This is a genomic window from Azospirillum brasilense (genome assembly GCF_001315015.1).
In the GTDB taxonomy this organism is placed as follows: Bacteria; Pseudomonadota; Alphaproteobacteria; order Azospirillales; family Azospirillaceae; genus Azospirillum; species Azospirillum brasilense.
In genome coordinates, this window is the sequence record NZ_CP012915.1 from 1390255 (window position 1) to 1408756 (window position 18502).

The 18502-nt window shown below is 70.1% G+C and carries 17 protein-coding genes and 5 tRNA genes; 16 read left to right on the plus strand and 6 right to left on the minus strand.

The window, feature by feature from the left end:
• Positions 1-65: 65 nt before the first annotated feature.
• Complete coding sequence (locus AMK58_RS29835) at positions 66-242, minus strand: YqaE/Pmp3 family membrane protein (protein ID WP_014197684.1); 177 nt, start codon at positions 240-242, stop codon at positions 66-68.
• A gap of 52 nt (positions 243-294) precedes the next feature.
• Positions 295-3090 carry a carbohydrate-binding domain-containing protein gene (locus AMK58_RS20000; RefSeq protein ID WP_059399332.1) on the minus strand — a complete coding sequence of 932 codons (2796 nt, stop codon included), beginning with the start codon at positions 3088-3090 and terminating at the stop codon, positions 295-297.
• A 236-nt stretch (positions 3091-3326) separates the two neighbouring features.
• On the opposite strand from AMK58_RS20000, the gene AMK58_RS20005 reads away from it, so the two are divergent.
• Positions 3327-3800 carry an RT0821/Lpp0805 family surface protein gene (locus AMK58_RS20005; protein ID WP_014197686.1) on the plus strand — a complete coding sequence of 158 codons (474 nt, stop codon included), beginning with the start codon at positions 3327-3329 and terminating at the stop codon, positions 3798-3800.
• A 71-nt stretch (positions 3801-3871) separates the two neighbouring features.
• Here the strand turns inward: AMK58_RS20005 and AMK58_RS20010 are convergent, their stop codons facing one another.
• Positions 3872-5206 carry a class I SAM-dependent methyltransferase gene (locus AMK58_RS20010; RefSeq protein WP_236778247.1) on the minus strand — a complete coding sequence of 445 codons (1335 nt, stop codon included), beginning with the start codon at positions 5204-5206 and terminating at the stop codon, positions 3872-3874.
• A gap of 177 nt (positions 5207-5383) precedes the next feature.
• Here AMK58_RS20010 and AMK58_RS20015 point away from each other — a divergent pair.
• From AMK58_RS20015 to AMK58_RS20055, 9 genes are all read left to right on the plus strand, one after another.
• Positions 5384-5458 (plus strand) — tRNA-Thr (locus AMK58_RS20015).
• Between the two features lies 1 nt (position 5459).
• A tRNA-Ala gene (locus AMK58_RS20020) sits at positions 5460-5535 on the plus strand.
• A gap of 99 nt (positions 5536-5634) precedes the next feature.
• Positions 5635-5711: transfer RNA gene (locus tag AMK58_RS20025), tRNA-Asp, on the plus strand.
• Between the two features lie 36 nt (positions 5712-5747).
• Positions 5748-5822 (plus strand) — tRNA-Val (locus AMK58_RS20030).
• 1 nt (position 5823) lies between these two features.
• A tRNA-Gln gene (locus AMK58_RS20035) sits at positions 5824-5897 on the plus strand.
• Positions 5898-6039: 142 nt separating this feature from the next.
• On the plus strand, positions 6040-6267 hold the full coding sequence (locus tag AMK58_RS20040; RefSeq protein WP_035677369.1) for a hypothetical protein: 228 nt from the start codon (positions 6040-6042) through the stop codon (positions 6265-6267).
• 68 nt (positions 6268-6335) lie between these two features.
• The gene (locus AMK58_RS31145) at positions 6336-6821 is read left to right on the plus strand and encodes a hypothetical protein (RefSeq protein ID WP_035677370.1); all 486 of its coding nucleotides are present in this window, start codon (positions 6336-6338) and stop codon (positions 6819-6821) included.
• Between the two features lie 150 nt (positions 6822-6971).
• Positions 6972-7283, plus strand: a complete 312-nt coding sequence (locus AMK58_RS20050) for a hypothetical protein (protein WP_059399334.1) — start codon at positions 6972-6974, stop codon at positions 7281-7283.
• A 239-nt stretch (positions 7284-7522) separates the two neighbouring features.
• Positions 7523-8287: a Crp/Fnr family transcriptional regulator gene (locus tag AMK58_RS20055; protein WP_059399335.1), complete on the plus strand. Its 765-nt coding sequence runs from the start codon at positions 7523-7525 to the stop codon at positions 8285-8287.
• Positions 8288-8306: 19 nt separating this feature from the next.
• Here AMK58_RS20055 and AMK58_RS20060 read toward each other — a convergent pair whose 3' ends face one another.
• On the minus strand, positions 8307-8807 hold the full coding sequence (locus AMK58_RS20060; RefSeq protein ID WP_035677373.1) for a hypothetical protein: 501 nt from the start codon (positions 8805-8807) through the stop codon (positions 8307-8309).
• Positions 8808-8960: 153 nt separating this feature from the next.
• Between AMK58_RS20060 and AMK58_RS31720 the strand changes: the two genes are divergently transcribed.
• The gene (locus tag AMK58_RS31720; protein WP_014197696.1) at positions 8961-9089 is read left to right on the plus strand and encodes a hypothetical protein; all 129 of its coding nucleotides are present in this window, start codon (positions 8961-8963) and stop codon (positions 9087-9089) included.
• A 6-nt stretch (positions 9090-9095) separates the two neighbouring features.
• On the opposite strand, the gene AMK58_RS31470 is transcribed toward AMK58_RS31720, so the two are convergent.
• On the minus strand, positions 9096-9545 hold the full coding sequence (locus AMK58_RS31470; protein WP_051140500.1) for a hypothetical protein: 450 nt from the start codon (positions 9543-9545) through the stop codon (positions 9096-9098).
• Between the two features lie 113 nt (positions 9546-9658).
• On the opposite strand from AMK58_RS31470, the gene AMK58_RS20070 reads away from it, so the two are divergent.
• Positions 9659-11890, plus strand: coding sequence for a helicase-related protein (locus tag AMK58_RS20070; RefSeq protein ID WP_079285428.1), 2232 nt, complete (start codon positions 9659-9661; stop codon positions 11888-11890).
• Positions 11891-11911: 21 nt separating this feature from the next.
• Here AMK58_RS20070 and AMK58_RS20075 read toward each other — a convergent pair whose 3' ends face one another.
• Positions 11912-13561, minus strand: a complete 1650-nt coding sequence (locus tag AMK58_RS20075; protein WP_059399336.1) for an electron transfer flavoprotein-ubiquinone oxidoreductase — start codon at positions 13559-13561, stop codon at positions 11912-11914.
• Between the two features lie 145 nt (positions 13562-13706).
• Here AMK58_RS20075 and AMK58_RS20080 point away from each other — a divergent pair, with 145 nt between their 5' ends.
• The 4 genes from AMK58_RS20080 to AMK58_RS20095 all read left to right on the plus strand — a co-directional run bounded on the left by AMK58_RS20080 (position 13707) and on the right by AMK58_RS20095 (position 18493).
• Positions 13707-14573: a uracil-DNA glycosylase gene (locus AMK58_RS20080; RefSeq protein WP_059399337.1), complete on the plus strand. Its 867-nt coding sequence runs from the start codon at positions 13707-13709 to the stop codon at positions 14571-14573.
• A 416-nt stretch (positions 14574-14989) separates the two neighbouring features.
• On the plus strand, positions 14990-16960 hold the full coding sequence (locus AMK58_RS20085; RefSeq protein ID WP_059399338.1) for a lytic transglycosylase domain-containing protein: 1971 nt from the start codon (positions 14990-14992) through the stop codon (positions 16958-16960).
• Positions 16947-17483: a molybdenum cofactor biosynthesis protein B gene (gene moaB / locus AMK58_RS20090; protein WP_035677415.1), complete on the plus strand. Its 537-nt coding sequence runs from the start codon at positions 16947-16949 to the stop codon at positions 17481-17483. The genes AMK58_RS20085 and moaB overlap by 14 nt, the downstream gene beginning before the upstream one ends.
• On the plus strand, positions 17480-18493 hold the full coding sequence (locus tag AMK58_RS20095) for a phosphotransferase (RefSeq protein WP_059399339.1): 1014 nt from the start codon (positions 17480-17482) through the stop codon (positions 18491-18493). Before moaB ends, AMK58_RS20095 begins: the two co-directional genes overlap by 4 nt.
• Positions 18494-18502: the final 9 nt, after the last annotated feature.

Genomic DNA, 18502 nt, shown 5'->3' on the forward strand with positions numbered 1-18502 from the left:
GCGCACCCCCCTCACCGGCCCTTCGGGCCACCCTCTCCCCAGAGGGGAGAGGGCTATATCGGACCTCACGCCGGATAGCGGTCCTTGTACTTCACGATGACGTACAGCGCGTGGATCATGCCCGGGATGTAGCCGAGCAGGGTCAGCAGCACGTTGATCCAGAACTGGGCGCCAAACCCCACCTGGAGGAAGACGCCGACGGGCGGCAGCAGAAGCGCCAGGATGATGCGTATGATGTCCATGCCGCGATAACGCTCCCGCCCCGCCCGCGGTTCCCTTCGTCCTTCGCGATCCTCAGCCCAGCAGGCCGATCTGGTCGAAGGGCAGGTGGTCGAACCCGTGCTGGTACACCGCCGAGCCCGCCACCGGCGCGAAGTTGTCGTGCGCGGCGTCGGTGAACTGCGGGTCGAAGGTGAAGGACCCCTTGTCGTAGCCGGCGGCCTGCCACTGCGCAAGCGTGCCGGTGGCGCCGTTGGCCATCACCTGCGGCCAGGCCTGGAACAGCGCCTCGTTGGGGTCGAGGTCGGCGTAGAAGTTGCCGGTGAAGGTCCCCGCCGTCTTCGGACCGTCGAGGGCGACCGCCCGGCCGTCGCCGGCGTCCACGATGTTCTGGGTGATGGTGTTGTTCGCCATCGGCGTGCCCTTCCAGCCGCCCCAGCCGACGCTCTGCTGCAGGCCGATCTGGGTGCCCAGATTGTCGGCCAGGATGTTGTCGGTCACCGTGTTGTTCCAGCCGCCGTGCAGGAAGATGCCGCCGACGTTGTCGTGGACGACGTTGCCCTTCACCGTGGTGCCGCTGGTCCAGTCGTCCAGATAGATGCCCCAGCTCACCAGCTTCGTCGGGTCGAGGAAGGTGGGGGAGACCTTGCCGTCCCAGGTCACGTTGCCGAAGGCGGTGGTGCCCGAAACCTCGTTGTAAGCGACCGTGTGCCCGGCCAGATCCTGCTGACGGTTGATCAGGTAGATGCCGCCGCCGTCGCTGGTCTCCTGGTTGGCGCCGACGATCTTGTTGTGGGTGATCGTCGCCCGGTAGGTGGCGTCGCCCGAGGCCTGGACGGAGCCGACCGCGATGGCCTTGCCCGGCGTGTCCTCGATCTGGTTGTGGGTGATGGAGACGTCGTTGCTGCCGTTCACCCACAGCGCGTCGCCGCCGTGGTCGACGGCGCTGGCGTGCTGGATCAAGTTGTCCGACACCTTGGTAAAGTTGGACCCGGCCTTGACGTAGACGGCCTCGCGCCCGGTCTCGGCGAAGTGGTTGCCGGTAACGGTGCTGTTGGCGCTGCCCTCCACCGTGATGCCGTAGCCGGTGTTGGTGACGGTGTTGTTCTTGAAGGTCAGCCCGGCGGCGTTGTTGGCGTAGACCGCGTGACCGTCCGGCGCGCCGTCGGTCAGGGTCAGCCCCTCGATCGTCACGTTCTTCGCGCCACCCAGCCCGACCAGCACGGGGAGTTGCGCCGCGACGACCTTGTGCCCGGCGACCGCCCCGCCCTCCGGCTTGAACAGCACCTGGTTGGACGCCTTGTCGAAGAACCACTCGCGCGGCGCGTCGAGCTGGTCCTTGCCGTTGAACAGGTAGAAGCGGCTGCCGGCGCCGAGCGCGTCGTAGGTGCTCTGGGCCAGCGTGATGGTGTTGCTGCCGTAGTCGATGCTCTTCACCGGCACGGTCATGTTGTCGTAGCCGTGCTGGGTGAAGACGCTGACCATCAGCCCGTCCGTGCTCGCATAGGTCGGGATCGCCCCCGCCTTGAAGCCGAACTGGGTGTAGGCGTTGGCCCCCGCCTTGGTGGCGATCAGCCAGCCGCCGTCGATGGGGTGGCTGGGGTCGGCGTTGGGCGTGCGGGCCACCGTCTGGCGGTCGCCGTCCATCGACAGGTCGAGCACCGCCTTGGACCCGCCGGGAAGCTGCGCGCTGTAGAGGCCGTTGCCGCGCGACACCCAGTTGTCGACCAGCGAACCGCCGTGGAAAACCGGCTTCTCGCTGCCGTAGGCGGCAAAGCGGACGCCGCTGTCCTGGCCGTCCAGCCAGAGCATGTCCTTCATGTAATAGTCGCCGCCGCGGACGTAGGTGACGTCGATGTTCGGATCGGCGCGCATGGCGTCGCGGGCGGCGGTCAGCGTCGCCTTCGGCCCGTCGGTGCCGGCCGCGTTGGGGGCGGCCAGCTTGCCCGACCATTTGTCGTTGCCGTTGGTCGCCACGAAGAACGCCGGCCCGGTTGGGGCGGGGGACGGCGTGGGGTTCGGGGTCGGCGTGGGCGTGGGGGCCGGCGTGGACCCGCCGGTCGCGAAGAAGCTCTTGTCGGCGTCGACCACCAGCGTGCCGTTCCACCACAGGCCGGACTGGCCCTTGACCACGTCCTTCCCGTCGAGGGCACCCTTGTCGTAGGTGACGATGCTGTCGGTGGCGGAGACGGACTTGCCGTTGATGGTGACCTTGTTGACGATCAGCGAGCGGTCCTGCCCGTTCACCACGGCGTCGTTGTCGTATTGGACCTGGACCTTGTGCGCCTGGTCCGGCGCCACGTTGGCGGTGAAGCTGTAGTCCTTGGCCGCGGTGCCGACCGTGCCCTCCCCCACCTTCTTGCCGTCGACCAACAGGTTGAAATGCGCGTTGGTGCCGCCCGCCGCGATGCCCTGCGCGTTCACCACGAAGGTCGAGGTTCCGGCGACCGGCGCCGGCGGGGCGGGGAAGTCGGCGGCCGGGGTGTCCACCACCAGCGTGCCGTTCCACCACATGCCGGACTGGCCCTTGACCACGTCCTTGCCGTCGAGCGCGCCCTTGTCGTAGGTGACGTTGGCGTCGGTCGGCTTGTGGGTCTTGCCGTTGATGGAGACCCCGCTGACGATCAGCGAGCGGTCCTGGCCGTTCACCACGGCGTCGTTGTCGTATTGGATCTGCACCTTGTGCGCCTGCGCCGCGGTGACCGGCACCGTGAAGCTGTAGGCGGCCGGGCTGGTGGCGTTGACGGTTGCCTGGCCCACCTCGACGCCGTCGATCAACAGGCGGAAATGCGGCCAGATGCCTCCGGCGGACTGCCCATAGGCACTCACGACAATCTTGGCGTCGGTCTTGCCCGTGGTGGTCGAAGCCATTGGATGGTTCCCTCGCTCTTATGCTCAACGGCCGCGAGCATGGCGGGGCCGGCCGGACATTTGTGCGCCATTTTGATAACAGGCGAGGGCCACCGGGTCCGTGCTTGTATCCGCCACCGCCTATGACGGGAGAGGCGGTTGAACGGGAGTCATACGCACCAAAGCGCAGGCTCCCCCGGATTAAAGAGAAGCCTTACGTGTTGATGGCTTATACGGAACCAAGAGGCAGAGACCCCATGAAGAAGATCGCTGTAACCGCCTTTGTCGCCCTGTCGCTCGCCGCCTGCCAGAGCGGCGGCAGCGGCATCGGGACCAAGCAGACGGTCGGCGCGCTCGGCGGCGCGGCGGCCGGCGGCGTGATCGGCTCGCAGTTCGGCGGCGGCACCGGCAAGCTCATCACCACCGGTGTGGGCACGCTGCTCGGCGCCTATCTCGGCAGCGAGCTCGGCCAGTCGCTTGACCGCGCGGACGAGGGCTACGCCCAGCGCGCCGCCACCCAGGCCTACGCGGCGCCGATGGGCTCGACCATCCAGTGGAACAACCCGGAATCGGGCAACCGCGGCACCATCACCCCGATCCGCGACGGCCGCGACAACTCCGGCAACTACTGCCGCGAGTACCAGCAGACCGTCTATGTCGGCGGCAAGGCCGAGCGGGCCAACGGCACCGCCTGCCAGCAGCCGGACGGCAGCTGGCGCATCGTGTCCTAACACCCGGCACGCCCCCACCCCGGCCGTCCCGCCGCACTCTGCGGAACTGGCGGCCGGGGCGGGAGCCCCCGTCAGGATGCTGGAAGCGCGGTCAGCCGGATCGCCACCTGCTTGGTGTGCGGGCTGACGGCGACGATCTCCCAGGCCGCACCGGACTCGGCGGCGTATTCCAGGAAGGCGCGGTACTCGTCCTCGCGCCACGTCCGGTTCCCGATGAACTCGTCGAAGACCAGCACCGTCCCCGCCCGGAAGCGGGGCGCCAGGGCGGTCAGCACCGTCCGCGCCGAGGAATAGATGTCGCTGTCCACATTGACGAAGCGCACCGCGCCGTCATGGGCCGCCAGGAAGGGCGGCAGCGTGTCCTCGAACCAGCCCGCGTGCAGCACCGCGTTGTCGCGCACCGGCGGCAGGCTCTTGCCGGTGCTGAGCACGCCGCGCGGCGCGTTCACCCAGCCCTCCGGCAACCCTTCGAACGAATCGAAGCCGTGCACGGTCTGCCCGGCCATGTCGGCGATCTGGTTCAGCGAGGTGCCGCGGCGCACGCCGAACTCCAGCACCAGACCGGGCACCTCCGCCCGCTCCAGCGCGAAGCGCAGCAGTTCCGCCCCGACTCCGAACAGCCGGACGTCTTGTGCCAACCGCGGGCGAATCGCCGTCACCGCCTCCACCAGGGCCAAGCGCTTCGGCTGACCGGCCAGCTTCTCGCCATACAGCGCCTCGGCCTCCGCATCGCGGCCCAGCAACAGCAGGTAGGCGCACAGGAAGCCCCAGTATTTGCCCGCCGCCCCCGGACAGTCGGCGGCCCGGCGCAGGCGGCGCAGCGCGTCCTCCACCCCGTTCAGGCCCAGCGCCGCGGCGTGGCTGCCGAACCACGCGGCGGCGTGCTCCGGGTCGTCGGCCAGCCGTTCGTCGAAGACGGCCAGCGCGCCCGCGGCGTCGCCGAGATGGGCGAGGCTGACCGCCCGCTCATAGAGGATGTCCGCGGACCGGTTCCCGGCGGCCAGCGCCTTCCCGGTCACCCGCAACGCCTCCTCATAGAGGGCGTCGCGGCGGTAGGCGCCGGCCAGCGCCTCAGGGAGGCCGGGAAAGGCGGGGTCGGCCACGGCCAACCGCTCCAGCCACTGCACCGCCCGCAAGCGGTCCCCGGCGGCCAGCACGGCCTGGGCCATATGATAGAGGGTTTCCGAGTGTTCCGGCTCGCGCGCCAGGGCACGGCGCAGCGCGGCGATAGCGGCCGCGGCGTCGCGCCGGCCGAGAGCGGCCATGCCGGTCAGCCGGTCACGCTCGGCCCGGTCGCGTTCTGCGGAGCCGCCGGACTCCGGCGCGGTGTCCCGCAGCAGGCGCACCGCCTGCCGGTAATGCCGCGCCGCGATCAGGCGGCGCGCCTCGGTCAGAACCTCATCCACGGGGAAAACCTGTCGGTCGGGCATGGTCGGAATGGGGCACAGATGCCCCGCGTAAGCGGCGGGATGCAAGCGCCGCCTGCGCCCCCCGCGGGGGTGAAAAGAAAGAAATGCCCCCTTCGATATTTTTCCCTTTGACAGGGGGCCGCCTGGATTGCTATTCACCCGCTCCCGCCGGACGCTGCCGTAGCTCAGTGGTAGAGCACTCCCTTGGTAAGGGAGAGGTCGAGAGTTCAATCCTCTCTGGCAGCACCATGGGGCCGTAGCTCAGATGGGAGAGCGCCTCGTTCGCAATGAGGAGGTCAGGGGTTCGATCCCCCTCGGCTCCACCAACTTCTTCGGCGGTTGGTTGGTTGACTTGAGTAAGTTGGGTAAGGTTGAATTTAGTGCTTGCTTCGGCGGTCTTTGTTCTTTAGAAGGTCGCCTACGACGCGGGTGTAGCTCAGTTGGTTAGAGCGCCGGCCTGTCACGCCGGAGGCCGCGGGTTCAAGTCCCGTCACTCGCGCCACGTTTCTTGTGGTTAGGTTTAGGTATCTCGCGGTTTGGTCCTGTAGCTCAGCGGGAGAGCACTACGTTGACATCGTAGGGGTCACTGGTTCAATCCCAGTCGGGACCACCATTGGGGGATCGTCTAGCGGTAGGACTCCAGACTCTGACTCTGGCTACCTAGGTTCGAATCCTAGTCCCCCAACCAAACCACATTTTTCTCCTCCCCCACACCATCTCGCCATCGCGGTTCGCCGCCCCATTCCGATGCCTCTTTTTGTTGCTCGTCCGTTGACGGCAACCCGGGGTAAGGTTTCGTTAACGAAACTTGGGATGTGGGGGTTGGAACCATGCTGCGACTGGGCACGAAGGTCCGGCATCATGGGCAGGACGCCATGGTGATCGCGCGGACCCTGGGTGGGCATTCATCCTATGATCTTCGGCTGGCGGACGGCAGCATCGTGAAATACGCCCAGGAGGCGGATTGCGAGACCATGCTATCCGATGGCGGTTTGCTGTCCGATGGTGGTTTCCGGCCGGCTGCCGGCGCCGGGTCGGCGGAAGGCCGCCCCGGCTGACTTTCCGGGCGAGAGCACCACGCAACAGCGCCGTTGCCGAATCCCCTCCGCCCGCGCAATATCGCGCGATGGAACGGCTGGAAGACGATGGTGGCTGCCCACGGCGGCGCTGGCGGGTGATCGAAGGGGGCGGAACGCCGGTCGAGGTGACCGGAACGTCCCGCAATGACGACGCGCGTCCGGACGGCGTCGCAGAGGCTGCGGCGCGACCGGTCCCCGAAGATTACGGCCTGACACGGGACGACTTGCGGATCTGGTACGCGCCGGGCCGTGTCGGGGTCCTGCTCGCTCTGGCGGCCACGCTGGGGATGGCGGGTTTGCAGGCCTACGACGCCGGGCGGCTGTCCGATCCGTGGATCTTGGGCGCCCTGCCCGGCCTGCTCTCGGGCACGCTGATCGGCGGCTTCGCCGGGATGGGGCTGATGGTGCTGGTGCACTGGTGCGACCCGCTGGTCGGCATGGCTTGGCCGACCTACGCGCGGCTGCGCCGCTACCGCGACGCGCTGGCCGCCGCGGTCGCTGCCGAGCGGAGCGTCAACGAACGGATGCCTTGAGCGCCGGAAAAACGCCACCGCCGCTGCCACCAGCGGTGGAAATGCAGGGCCTATCCCATTCGAACGATGGTGCAGCGGCGCGTCGACCCAATCTGCTTAAGAGCAGACAGGAGAAACGCAGTGAACCGATTTGACGAAAAAGTCTATCGCGTGACGAAGCGCCGGGACGGGCCGAGCCTCCAGGAACAGAAAAGTCAGCTGCTCCGCCTGAAGCAGGATCTCGAACAGTTCAAGTCCCGTCAGGCGGGTGCTGCGGTCGTCGGCAGCCTGCAGGCGCGCATCCGCGAGCTGGAATCCTCGCTCTCCCGCGCCGAGGCGGCCCGGGTGACGGACCGCGAGGCCCGCCGCCCCCGCGGCGATGATGAGGACGCGGAGTCCGGCGACATGCCGATGGCGGACGGCACCATGCGCGCCACCTCCAGCCGCTTCCCGCCGCGCGGACGGCCGGGCCGGACCTTCTGAACCGCAATGAAATCATGCCTCGCGGCCCGGATCACTCTCCGGGCCGTTGCTCTGTCTGGTTGCTCCACCGCCGGACCGATCCAGGGTCCGGTTGATCCAGATCAGGGCGGGTCCTGGTCATGAATCATACCTTTGGCTCGGTTCCAAGACCTTAGTCTGATGCTTTGGTCTGGACCGGACGTCCGAAGCGAGCGCGCCGTCCCACGGCGCCGAAGCGAGACAGCCCAGGGGTACATGCCATGACCTTCTCCGTCGCCGCCGCCACCACCGCAGCCATCGTTCCGCCGCCGATGCCCGCTCCGCAGACGCGGGGGACGGAGACGGTGACCGGCCGCTGCGCCGGCTGCTCGGCGCGGAGCAAGGGGCTGTGCGGCGCCCTGACCGCCGGGGACCTGCCGGACCTGTCGACGACGTCGCGTCCGCTGGACCTGCTGTCGGCAACCCCGGTGGTGATGGAGGGCGAGGAGGCCTTGGCCGTCTTCACCGTCATGTCGGGCATGCTGAAGCTCTACAAGACCCTGCCGGACGGACGGCAGCAGATCACCGGCTTCGCCACCGCGGGCGACGTAATCGGGCTGGCCGTGGGCACCGGCTACGCCTACACCGCCGAGACGGTCACCGCCTCCACCGTCTGCCGCATGTCGCGCACGGCCCTGCGCCGCCTGATGGAGCGGCACCCGGCGGTCCAGGGGCGGCTGCTCGCCATGACCTCGGTCGAGCTGTCGGCGGCGCAGGACCAGATCCTGCTGCTCGGCTGCAAGACGGCGGTGGAGCGGGTGTCCAGCTTCCTCCTCGCCTTGTCGCGGCGGTCCCGGCCCCTGGCCGACGGCACGCCCAGCGCCTTCCTTCCCATGCCGAAGGTAGATATCGGCGCCTATCTCGGCCTGCGCCCCGAAACGCTGTCGCGCGTGCTGCGCAAACTGGAGAGCGCCGGGGCGATCACCCGCCTGACCAACGACCGCATCCGCATCGAGAATCCGGCGGCGCTCGAAGCCGCCGCCTGACCTCCCACCCCATTCCGTCTCAGGCCCGGCCCGCCACCGGATAGCCCTCGCCGCCGAATCCCGCCGCCACGTCCTTCACGAAGGCCTGCCCGACCCGGCGGTAGCCCAGCCGGCCGAACAGGCCCGCGGCGTCGAGCTTCGGCGCCGTTGCCGCGACGACGCAGCCGCGCTCGTCCACCACCACCGACGAGCAGCCCAGCTTGCGCGCCAGCAGGTCGATGCCATCGGCCTGCGCCGCCGAGGTCACCGCCGCGTCGAACAGCCCCACCGCGATGAAGATCGGCACCGTCAGCACGCGGATCATCCCTTCGGCGCTGACGCGGTAGCAGAACAGGCCGCGGATGTGCCCGTCGCTCATCTCGCAGGCCATCACCCCGCCGTCGCCGCCGTCCTGCAGGAACGGGGCGGCCACCTGCCGCCACTCGTCCAGCGTCATGTCACGGTGCAGGGTCTGGACGACGGGCAGGGCCTGATCGGCCTGGGTCTTGGCGAGCGGGGCGAGGATGAAGCTTCTGGGCATGGGCGGGCGATCCTTTCGCGGGCATTCTCCGCGATGCCTGGGTCCGCCGCTTTGATTTTGGTCATGCGCCGCGCGGGTGGAGGAACTAAGGGAGCGATTGCGCGGAGGCGGTGTTTCCACAGGACAGCCCCACCCCATCACCGGAGACCGGACATGAGCCCTTACCCGCCGCCCCGGCAGGAACCCGACGTGCCGATCCCCATGCCGCTGCCGCCCGACGCCCCGCCGGACGAGCCGGTGGAGGCCCCGCCGATGCCCGGCGAGCCGCAGGAACCCGTGTAAGGGTCCTCAAGGCTTGCGGCGGTAGAGCGCCATGGCGCGCTCCAGGATGCCGGGCGACGAGTAATCGCCGAGGAACAGGTCGCCCAGCGCGCGGCGCATCCGCGCCCGGATGCGGGAGCGGATGGCGTTGCGCAACGCCTCCTCCTGCATGTGGCAGCGGCGGCAGAGGTTCTTGGGGCGGGCCTCCGGGTTGCCGGAAGGGCGCACCGGGCGGACGACGACCTGCACGTCGCGGGTTTCGGCATACTCCACCACGTCGGGCCAGGCCGCCCGCCGCCCGCGCCCGTCGCGCCAGGTCTGGTCGGCGGCGTCGTACCAGCGCCCGTCCGGCAGGCAGCGCACGACGGCGCCGCCGGGCCGCCCGCAGCAGCGGCAGCGGTTCTCCCCGCTGGCGCCCTTGCGGTGGGCCGGATCGAGGTCGGGTCGGAGAATCTTTGCGCGGAGCGGTCTGGTCATGGCTTGATGCCTGCCTCGGGGCCGGGACTGCCCCTGCGGGACGTGGCTCATGACATGGATGGCCGCGGACCGCCAGTGCGAATTTGTGAAAAGTTCTCCAGAGACCGCGCCCTATGGACATGACTTCCCCCGACCCTTCCAGCGCCGGCGAGCCCGCCGACCCGCATCTGGTGCACGAGCTGGCCAGCGCCCACCCCGACGTGGTCACCGCCGCCGCCGCGGGCGTGACACGGGTGGCCCATGGCGAGGGGCTGGGTCTGGTGCCGCTCGGTCTGCCGCTGCCCAAGGGCAAGCGCGACCTGCTGGTCCCGGCGGAGCGCCGCGAGGCGGTGCTTCTGGAAATCCACGGCACGCTCGACCGCGCGCGGCGGCGCAACGCCCTGCTCGCCCAGGGGCGCCGCGCGCTGGAGGGCTGGTCGACCAGCCTGCACCCGGCGGACGACCGCACGCGGGTGCGGGCGGTGCGCGGCGAGGACCTCCCCTGGCCCGGCCTGCCCGCCCCGGTGCGGCTCCAGGTGTCGCGCGTGCTCGACGCCATGGAACTGGCCGACCTGACGGACGACGATCTGGCCCTGCGGCTGGAGGGCGACCCGGCGCTGGCCACAGCGCTGGAGGACGCGCTGTCGCGCACCGCCGCCCGGCTGCACCGCTACGCCGGAGAAGCGGAGGGTGCGGACGATGGCTGGACCTTCACGTCTTTGGCCGACCGGCTGTCCCGCGCCGCCCGCAACCGCCACGGGGTGGACGAGCTGCTGGAGCGCTGGGACCGCGAATTCGCCGTCTGGCGCCGCGAGCGGGCGGAGGCGCGCGGCCGCGCCTATGTCGACCGGCATTTCGACCTTGCCCGTTTCGAGAAGCTGTTCCCGGTGGCCCGCGGCCTGGGGAGGCGGCTGGTCCTGGTGATCGGCCCCACCAATTCCGGCAAGACCCACCACGCCATCGAGGCGCTGAAGGGCGCCTGGGACGGCATCTATCTGGCGCCGCTGCGCCTGCTGGCGCTGGAGGTGATGGAGCGGCTGAACGCCGAGGGCACGCCCGCCTCCCTGCTGACCGGCGAGGAGGCGATCACGACGCCCGGCGCCCGGCACACCGCCTCGACCATCGAGGTGATGGACCCCGACCGCCCGGTGGAGGTGGCGGTGATCGACGAAATCCAGATGCTCGCCGATCCCGACCGCGGCTGGGCCTGGACGGCGGCGCTGATGGGCGCCCCGGCGGAAACCGTCTACATCCTGGGCGCCCCGGAGGCCCGCCCGCTGGTCGAGCGGGTGGCGGCCCATCTCGGCGAGCGGCTGGAGGTGATCGAGCTGGAGCGCAAGGTGCCGCTGACCCTGATCGACCGCCGCCTGAATTGGGAGGAGGTGGAGCCCGGCGACGCGCTGATCGCCTTCTCCCGGCGGGAGATCCACACGGTGCGCGACACGCTGCGCGCCAAGGGCCTGTCGGTCGCCGCGGTCTACGGCGCTCTGGCCCCGGAGGTGCGGCGGCGCGAGGCGGCCCGCTTCCTGTCCGGCGAGGCCGACGTGGTGGTGGCGACCGACGCCATCGGCATGGGGCTGAACCTGCCCTGCCGGCGCGTGCTGTTCACCGCGCTGGAGAAGTTCGACGGGACCAGCGTCCGCCCGCTGAGCGCGACGGAGGTCAAGCAGATCGCCGGCCGCGCCGGGCGCTTCGGCAAGTTCGAGTCGGGGGAGTTCGGCGTGGTCGGGCGGGGCACGCCGCAGGCCCTGCGCAGCCTGCTGGAAAAGGCGGACGGGCGGCTGCGCGCCGACGCCCCGCTAACCGTGCGGCCGACCCGCGCCATGCTGGCCCGGCTGGCCGATCACATCGGGACGGAGGAGACGGTCCTGCTGCTCGACTGCTTCGCCGACGCCCGCACGGCGGGGTCGCCCTACCGGGTGGGCGACCTGTCCGGCATGCGGCGGCTGGCGGCGATGCTGGACGAGCGGCGGCTGGCGCTGCCCGCCAAGCTCGACCTGCTGCTGATCCCCGCCGATCTGGAGGACGAGGCGGAGGCCCGCATCCTCGCCGCCATCCTCGGCGCGGTGGAGGCCGGGGAGCCGTCGCCCCTCGGGCGCTTCGTCCCGGCCCGGCTCGACGGGCTGGACGGGGCGGCGCTGGAGGGGCTGTCGCGGGCCTGCGACCTCTATTATTGGGCGGCGCGCAAGTTCCCGGCCCTGTTCCCGGAGCGGGAGGCGGTGCGCAGCCGCCGCGGCGAGATCAGCCGGCGTCTGGCCGATCTGCTCGCCACGCGCGGGGCGCGGTCCGCCGGGCAGCGGCGCGAGCCGCCACCCAAGGCCGGTTTCCGCGGCGCCCCGCGCAAGCGCTTCGGCCCGCGACGGTAGAGCGGCGGTAGGAGGCGGCCCTTACATCCCGCCGGGATAGTTCGGCCCCCCGCCGCCCTCGGGCACGACCCAGTTGATGTTCTGGGTGGGGTCCTTGATGTCGCAGGTCTTGCAGTGCACACAGTTCTGCGCGTTGATCTGCAGCCGCGGGTCGCTGCCGTCCTCCGCACGCACGATCTCGTAGACGCCCGCCGGGCAGTAGCGCGTCTCCGGCGCGTCGTAGAGCGCCAGATTGACCGCGATCGGCACCGACGCGTCCTTCAGCGTCAGGTGCGCCGGCTGGTCCTCCTCGTGGTTGGTGTTCGACAGATACACCGAGGACAGCCGGTCGAACGACACCACCCCGTCCGGCTTGGGATAGGCGATCTTCGGCATCTCCGACGCCTTCTTCAGCGTCTCGTGGTCGCCGTGCCGGTGGTGCAGCGTCCAGGGCGACTTGCCCTTGGTCGCCGTCTCGTAGGCCGCGTTGGCCAGCCCCGCCCACAGGCCCTTCTGGAAGCCGGGGCGGATGTTGCGCACCGCGTGAAGCTCCGACCACACCCAGGACGCCTTCAGCTTCTCCGGATAGGCCGTCGCCTCGCGCGCCGGCGCCTCGGCGGACAGCAGCTCGTGCACCGCTTCGGCCGCCAGCATGCCCGACTTCATCGCGGTGTGGTTGCCCTTGATCTTGGGCACGTTGAGGAAGCCCGCCGCGTCGCCGACGATCACCCCGCCGGGGAAGGTCAGCTTGGGGATCGACTGGAAGCCGCCCTCCGACAGGGCGCGCGCGCCGTAGGCGATGCGCCGGCCGCCCTCGAAGGTCGGGCGGATCGCCGGGTGGGTCTTGTAGCGCTGGAACTCCTCGAACGGCGACAGGTGCGGGTTCTCGTAATCGAGCCCGACCACGAAGCCGACCGACACCAAGTTGCCCTCCATGTGGTAGAGCCAGGAGCCGCCGTAGGTCTTGGGGTCCATCGGCCAGCCGATGGTATGGACGATCAGGCCGGGCTGGGACTTCTCGGGCGCAACCTCCCACAGCTCCTTGATGCCGATGCCGTAGGTCTGCGGGTCGGCGTCGCGGCGCAGGTCGAAGCGCTCGAACAGCGTCTTGGTCAGCGAGCCGCGGCAGCCCTCGGCGAAGATGGTCTGCTTGGCGTGCAGTTCCATGCCCGGCGTGTAGTTGGCGGTCTTCTCGCCGTCCTTGCCGATGCCCATGTCGCCGGTGGCCACACCCTTGACCGCCCCCGTGTCGTCGTAGAGCACCTCCGCCGCGGCGAAGCCGGGATAGATCTCCACCCCCAGCTCCTCGGCCTGCCCGGCCATCCAGCGGGCGAGGTTGCCGAGGCTGATGATGTAGTTGCCGTGATTGTGCATCTGCGGCGGGGCGAAGGGCGACTTCAGCGCCTTGGTCTCGGTGAGGAAGAGGAAGCGGTCCTCGCGGGCCGGGGTGGTCAGCGGCGCGCCCTTCTCCTTCCAATCGGGGATCAGCTCGTCGAGCGCGTGCGGCTCGAACACCGCGCCGGAGAGCAGGTGGGCGCCGACCTCCGAACCCTTCTCGACGACGCAGACCGACAGTTCCTGCCCCGCCTCGTTGGCGAGCTGTTTCAGGCGGATGGCCGCGCTCAGGCCCGACGGGCCGGCTCCGACGACAAGGACGTCGTACTCCATCACCTCGCGCGGATCGCGATCCATGGTCCCCATGCCTCCCGCTTGATTGAAGCGCCGGGGCCATTTCCGCAGGGTCCGGCGGCTTTCGGAACGGCGTATGCCTTTCGCACCCGCCAAAAAGGATATCTAAGCCCATGTAAGACCACAGGAGCCGTGGTAAGGTCAAACGATGATTGACCAATCCGACATCCTCGCCGCCCTGCGCTGGCACGTCGACATCGGGTGCGACGAAGCCATCGGGGACGAGCCCCTGGACTGGGCGACGCTGGCCGCCCGGCCGGCGGTGACGCGTGCGCCGGCCGGCGCGTCGGCGCTGCCGCCCGCCGCGGCGCGCCCCGCCCCGGCGCCGGTGTCGCGGTCGGCTTTCGGGGGTCCCTCCGGCGCGTCGATGTTCGGCGCGGCGATCGGGTCGGACCTGCCGCTGGGCGCCAGCGAGGCCGGGGCAAGCGCCCGCGCCCGCGCCGCCGAGGCGCGCAGCCTGGAGGAACTGGAGGCGGCGCTGCGCGCCTTCGACGGTTGCCCGCTGAAGGCGACGGCGATGAACACCGTGTTCGCCGACGGCAACCCCGCCGCGGACATCATGCTGATCGGCGAGGCGCCGGGCGAGGACGAGGACCGGCAGGGCAAGCCCTTCGTCGGGGTCAGCGGCAAGCTGCTCGACCGCATGCTGGCCCAGGTGGGACTCGACCGCAGCACGGTCTACATCAGCAACATCCTGCCCTGGCGTCCGCCCGGCAACCGCTCGCCGACCCAGGCGGAGATCGCCGCCTGCCTGCCCTTCCTGGAACGGCACGTCGAGCTGATCGGCCCGAAGGTGCTGGTGCCGCTGGGCGGCACCTCCGCCAAGACCTTGCTCAACCGGGCGGAGGGCATCACCCGCCTGCGCGGCCGCTGGTTCGACTACGCCTCCCCCGGCCTGTCCGGCCCGGTGCCGGTCCTGCCGATGCTTCACCCGGCCTATCTTCTGCGCAACCCGATCGCCAAACGCGAGGCGTGGCGCGACCTGCTGACCCTGCGCCAGCGTTATCCGGGCTGAGTCACCGCAAGAGTCGTTTTGCCCCACAGCGATGGTTAACGCCATCGATTCTCTAAAATGTCCCGCTTATTGCGTTTATTCTTACGCGGTCGTTCGAACATTCGATATCCATAGACATTTCAAACATTGCCCAAGTACTTCGAAAGATCGGATTGGTTTACCAAGTCACCGCTATGCCGTTATGCCAATCAGCACAGAAAGCCCCATGACCTTACGCCAAATGGGTCTTCCCACCGGGCTAGGGCCATTTTTCCACCCCCACTAAGTTGCTGAAAACCCTTACGAACAGATCACCTTGACCGCTGTTGGGGAATCATCTTCTTGCGATTCCCGTCCACTGCGGTTATTCGAATACCATGTTCCGGATATTGTGCAGCGCAGCAAACACCGTCTCGCTGCGGCGGAAGGTCCTGGGAATGGCGGGGGTGGCGCTGGCGCTGTGCGCGGCACCCGACCCGACGGGCGGTTATCGCCCAGCCCAGGCCGGCCTTGTGATTCACGCGCCGGATGGACGCCCCGTCGTCCCGCCGGGATTCGATCGTGCCGAGAAGAACCTGCTTCTGGCGACGGACGCCGACGCGCGCGCCGTCCAGTTGACGGAAGAGGACGCCCGCCATTACCGGCGCATCTTCACGCTCCAGGAACGGGGCGAGTGGGAAGGCGCCGACTGGGAAATCCGCCTGCTGCGCGACCGCCGCCTGATGGGCCATGTGCTGCGCCAGCGCTATCTGCACCCTGACCGCAAGGCCAGCTACGACGAGTTGGCCGGCTGGCTCCAGCGTTACGGCGACCTGCCGGGGGCCGAACGCATCCACGCCCTGGCCCAGCGCCGCGCCCCCGCCGGCCAGCAGCGCGCTTTGAAGCCTCCGCGCGGCAGCGATGGGGAGCGGCTGACCGGATCGCTGGAGCGGCTGGGCGGCCTGCGCCCCGAACCGCTGCCGGAAGCCGTCTCCGACGAGGACCAGTCCGACCCGGACAAGAGCGCCGAGGCTTCCGAGGACAAGACCAAGCTCACCGTCGCCCCGCGCAGCCGCACCGCCAGCCGCACCACCCACACCACCCCGTCCCGCGTGACGGAGCTGCTGCGCGCCGGCAAACCGGGCGCGGCGCTCGCCCTGCTCAACCAGGACGACTTTGGGCGCAGCCTCGACCCGGTGCAGTACGATCAGGCGCGGGCGCGCATCGCCGCCTCGCTCTATTATTCCGGCGACGTGGCGCAGGCGCTGTCGCTGGCCTCGGCCAGCGCCGCCCGCTCCGGCCCGGCGCTGACGGAGGCGCATTGGATCGCCGGCCTCGCCGCCTGGCGGCTGAAGCAGTACGACCGCGCCGCCCGCCACTTCACCAATCTGGCCGAGGCTGGACCGCGATCGCCCTGGCTGGCCTCCGCCGCTGATTTCTGGGCCGCCCGCGCTCACGCCCGCCGGGGCCGCGAGGAGCAGGCCCGCGCCCATCTGGCCGCCGCGGCGCGCTACCCGCACACCTTTTATGGGCTTCTCGCCCACCGCAAGCTGGGCGGCTCGGGCGACCTGAACTGGCGCACGCCGGAGCTGACCGGGGACCATCTGAAGGCGCTGTCCGCCCTGCCCGGCGGCACCCGCGCCATCGCCCTGATCCAGGCCGGCCAGCGCGAGGCGGCGGAGCTGGAACTGCGCCGCATCCACCCGCGCGGCGACACGCTGGCCGAACAGGCGCTGGTCGCGCTGGCCGATCGCGCGGAACTGCCGGGGCTGGCGCTCCAGGTCGGCAACGCGGTGGCCGGCCCGGACGGCGCGCCCTACACGGCGGCCCTCTACCCGGTGCCGCATTGGAAGCCCCGCGACGGCTTCGCCGTGGACCGCGCGCTGGTCTTCGCGGTGATGCGGCAGGAATCGCGCTTCGACCCGAAGCTGGTCAGCTCCGCCGGGGCCACCGGCCTGATGCAGATCATGCCCGCCACCGCCCAGCACGTGCAGGAGCGCAACGCCGACATCGGTCAGGCCGACGCCGCCCGCACCGGCCTGTTCGATCCCTCCACCAACATGGAGCTTGGGCAGCGCTACATGGCGGAGCTTCTGAACAGCCAGGACATCGGCAACAACCTGTTCCTGCTGGCCGCCGCCTACAACGCCGGCCCCGGCACGCTGGCTCGCTGGCGCCGGGAGCTGTCGGACATCGGCAACGATCCGCTTCTCTTCATCGAGAGCCTGCCCTACGCCGAGACGCGGAACTACGTCGAAAAGGTCGTCGCCAACTTCTGGATCTACCGTCTGCGGCTGGGGCAGGAAATCGAATCGCTGGACGCCGTTGCGGCGGGCGGCTGGCCGGTCTATATGCCGGTGGATGTCTTCCCGGCGGCCCGGTCCACCCAGGTCGCGCAACACGCCGAATCCGCCGATGCCGAAAATTGACGAATCCCGTCCGTTCCTGCCCGTCAACATCGCCGTCATGACCGTGTCCGACACGCGCACGCTGGCCGACGACCGCTCGGGCGACGCGCTGGTGGAACGGTTGGCCGGCGCCGGCCACCGGCTGGGCGCCCGCGCCATCGTGAAGGACGACGTCGCCGCCATCCGCGCCCAGGTCCAGGCCTGGATCGCCGATCCGGAGATCGACGTGGTGCTGACCACCGGCGGCACCGGCGTGACCGGCCGCGACGTCACGCCGGAAGCGGTCGAGACCCTGTTCGACAAGGCGATCCCCGGCTTCGGGGAGCTGTTTCGCCAGCTCAGCTACGCCAAGGTCGGCACCTCGACGATCCAGAGCCGCGCGACCGGCGGGGTCGCCAACGGCACCTACATCTTTGCCCTGCCGGGTTCGCCCAGCGCCTGCCGCGACGCCTGGGACGACATCCTCGTCTTCCAGCTCGACAACCGGCACCGCCCCTGCAACCTCGTCGAACTGATGCCGCGCCTGCGCGAGCATCAGGTGTGACCGGCACCTCAGGTTCGACCGGCACCGCCGGCCTGCACAGCGCCCTGACGCGGCTGCCGGCCTTCGCCGGTTTGCCGCAAGGCGCGCTGGAGCCGATGCCGCGCCGGGGCGTGGCGCACGACCATGTGAGGCTGTCGGGAAAGGGCTTGGTTGCCCGCGTCCCGCGCTGGAGCCAGCTCGGGCTCGACCCCTTCGCCAATCTGGAGCAGCAGGCTACCGCCTTCCGCCGCGCCGCTTCCGGCGGCCACACACCGGAGCTGGCCACTGTCCTGCCGCCGGGGCCGGAGCTGCCCATGGGCGCGCTGGTGGTGACGGAAATCGTCGGGCGCCCGCCGCGCCTGCCGGGCGACATGCCGGCCATCGCGCGGGCGCTCGCCGCCCTCCACGCCCTGCCCCTGCCGCCGGACGGCGAGCGTGCCCCCCTGCCCGCCCCCGCCGACCCGGTGGCGGCGACCCTGGCCCAGGTGGAGCGGCAGGCGGTGTGGTTCGAGCGGGCCGGGCTGGCGCCGGAGGCCTTGGCGCTGCTTGGAAAGGAACTGGAGGCCGCCCGCGTTTTCCGCTGCGCGGCGCCGATTCCCATCACGATGGTCGGCAGCGACGTCCACCCCGGCAACTTCCTGATCGACGACGCCGGCAAAGCGTGGTTCACCGATCTGGAGAAGGCCCAGTACGGCCACCCGGCCATCGACCTCGCCCACGCCAGCCTCTACACCTCCACCATGTGGGAGCGGGAGGTCGCGGCGGTGCTGGCGCCGGACGAGGTCAGGGCGTTCCACAGAGCCTGGGAGGAGGCGGTGCCGCCCGCGCTGGCCGAGGCGGCGCGCCCGTGGCGCCGGCCCTTGCGCCGGCTGACCTGGCTGCGCACCTTGTCCTGGATGGCCCGCTGGCGGGTGGAGGGCGCCGCCCTGTCCCCGGACATGCCGGAGTCTCTGGCGGCCCACATGGACGCCCACGCGGTCGACGTCCTGCGTCCGGAGATCATCCGGCAGGTCGCCGCCGAATGGCGTTGAGGGCGACGG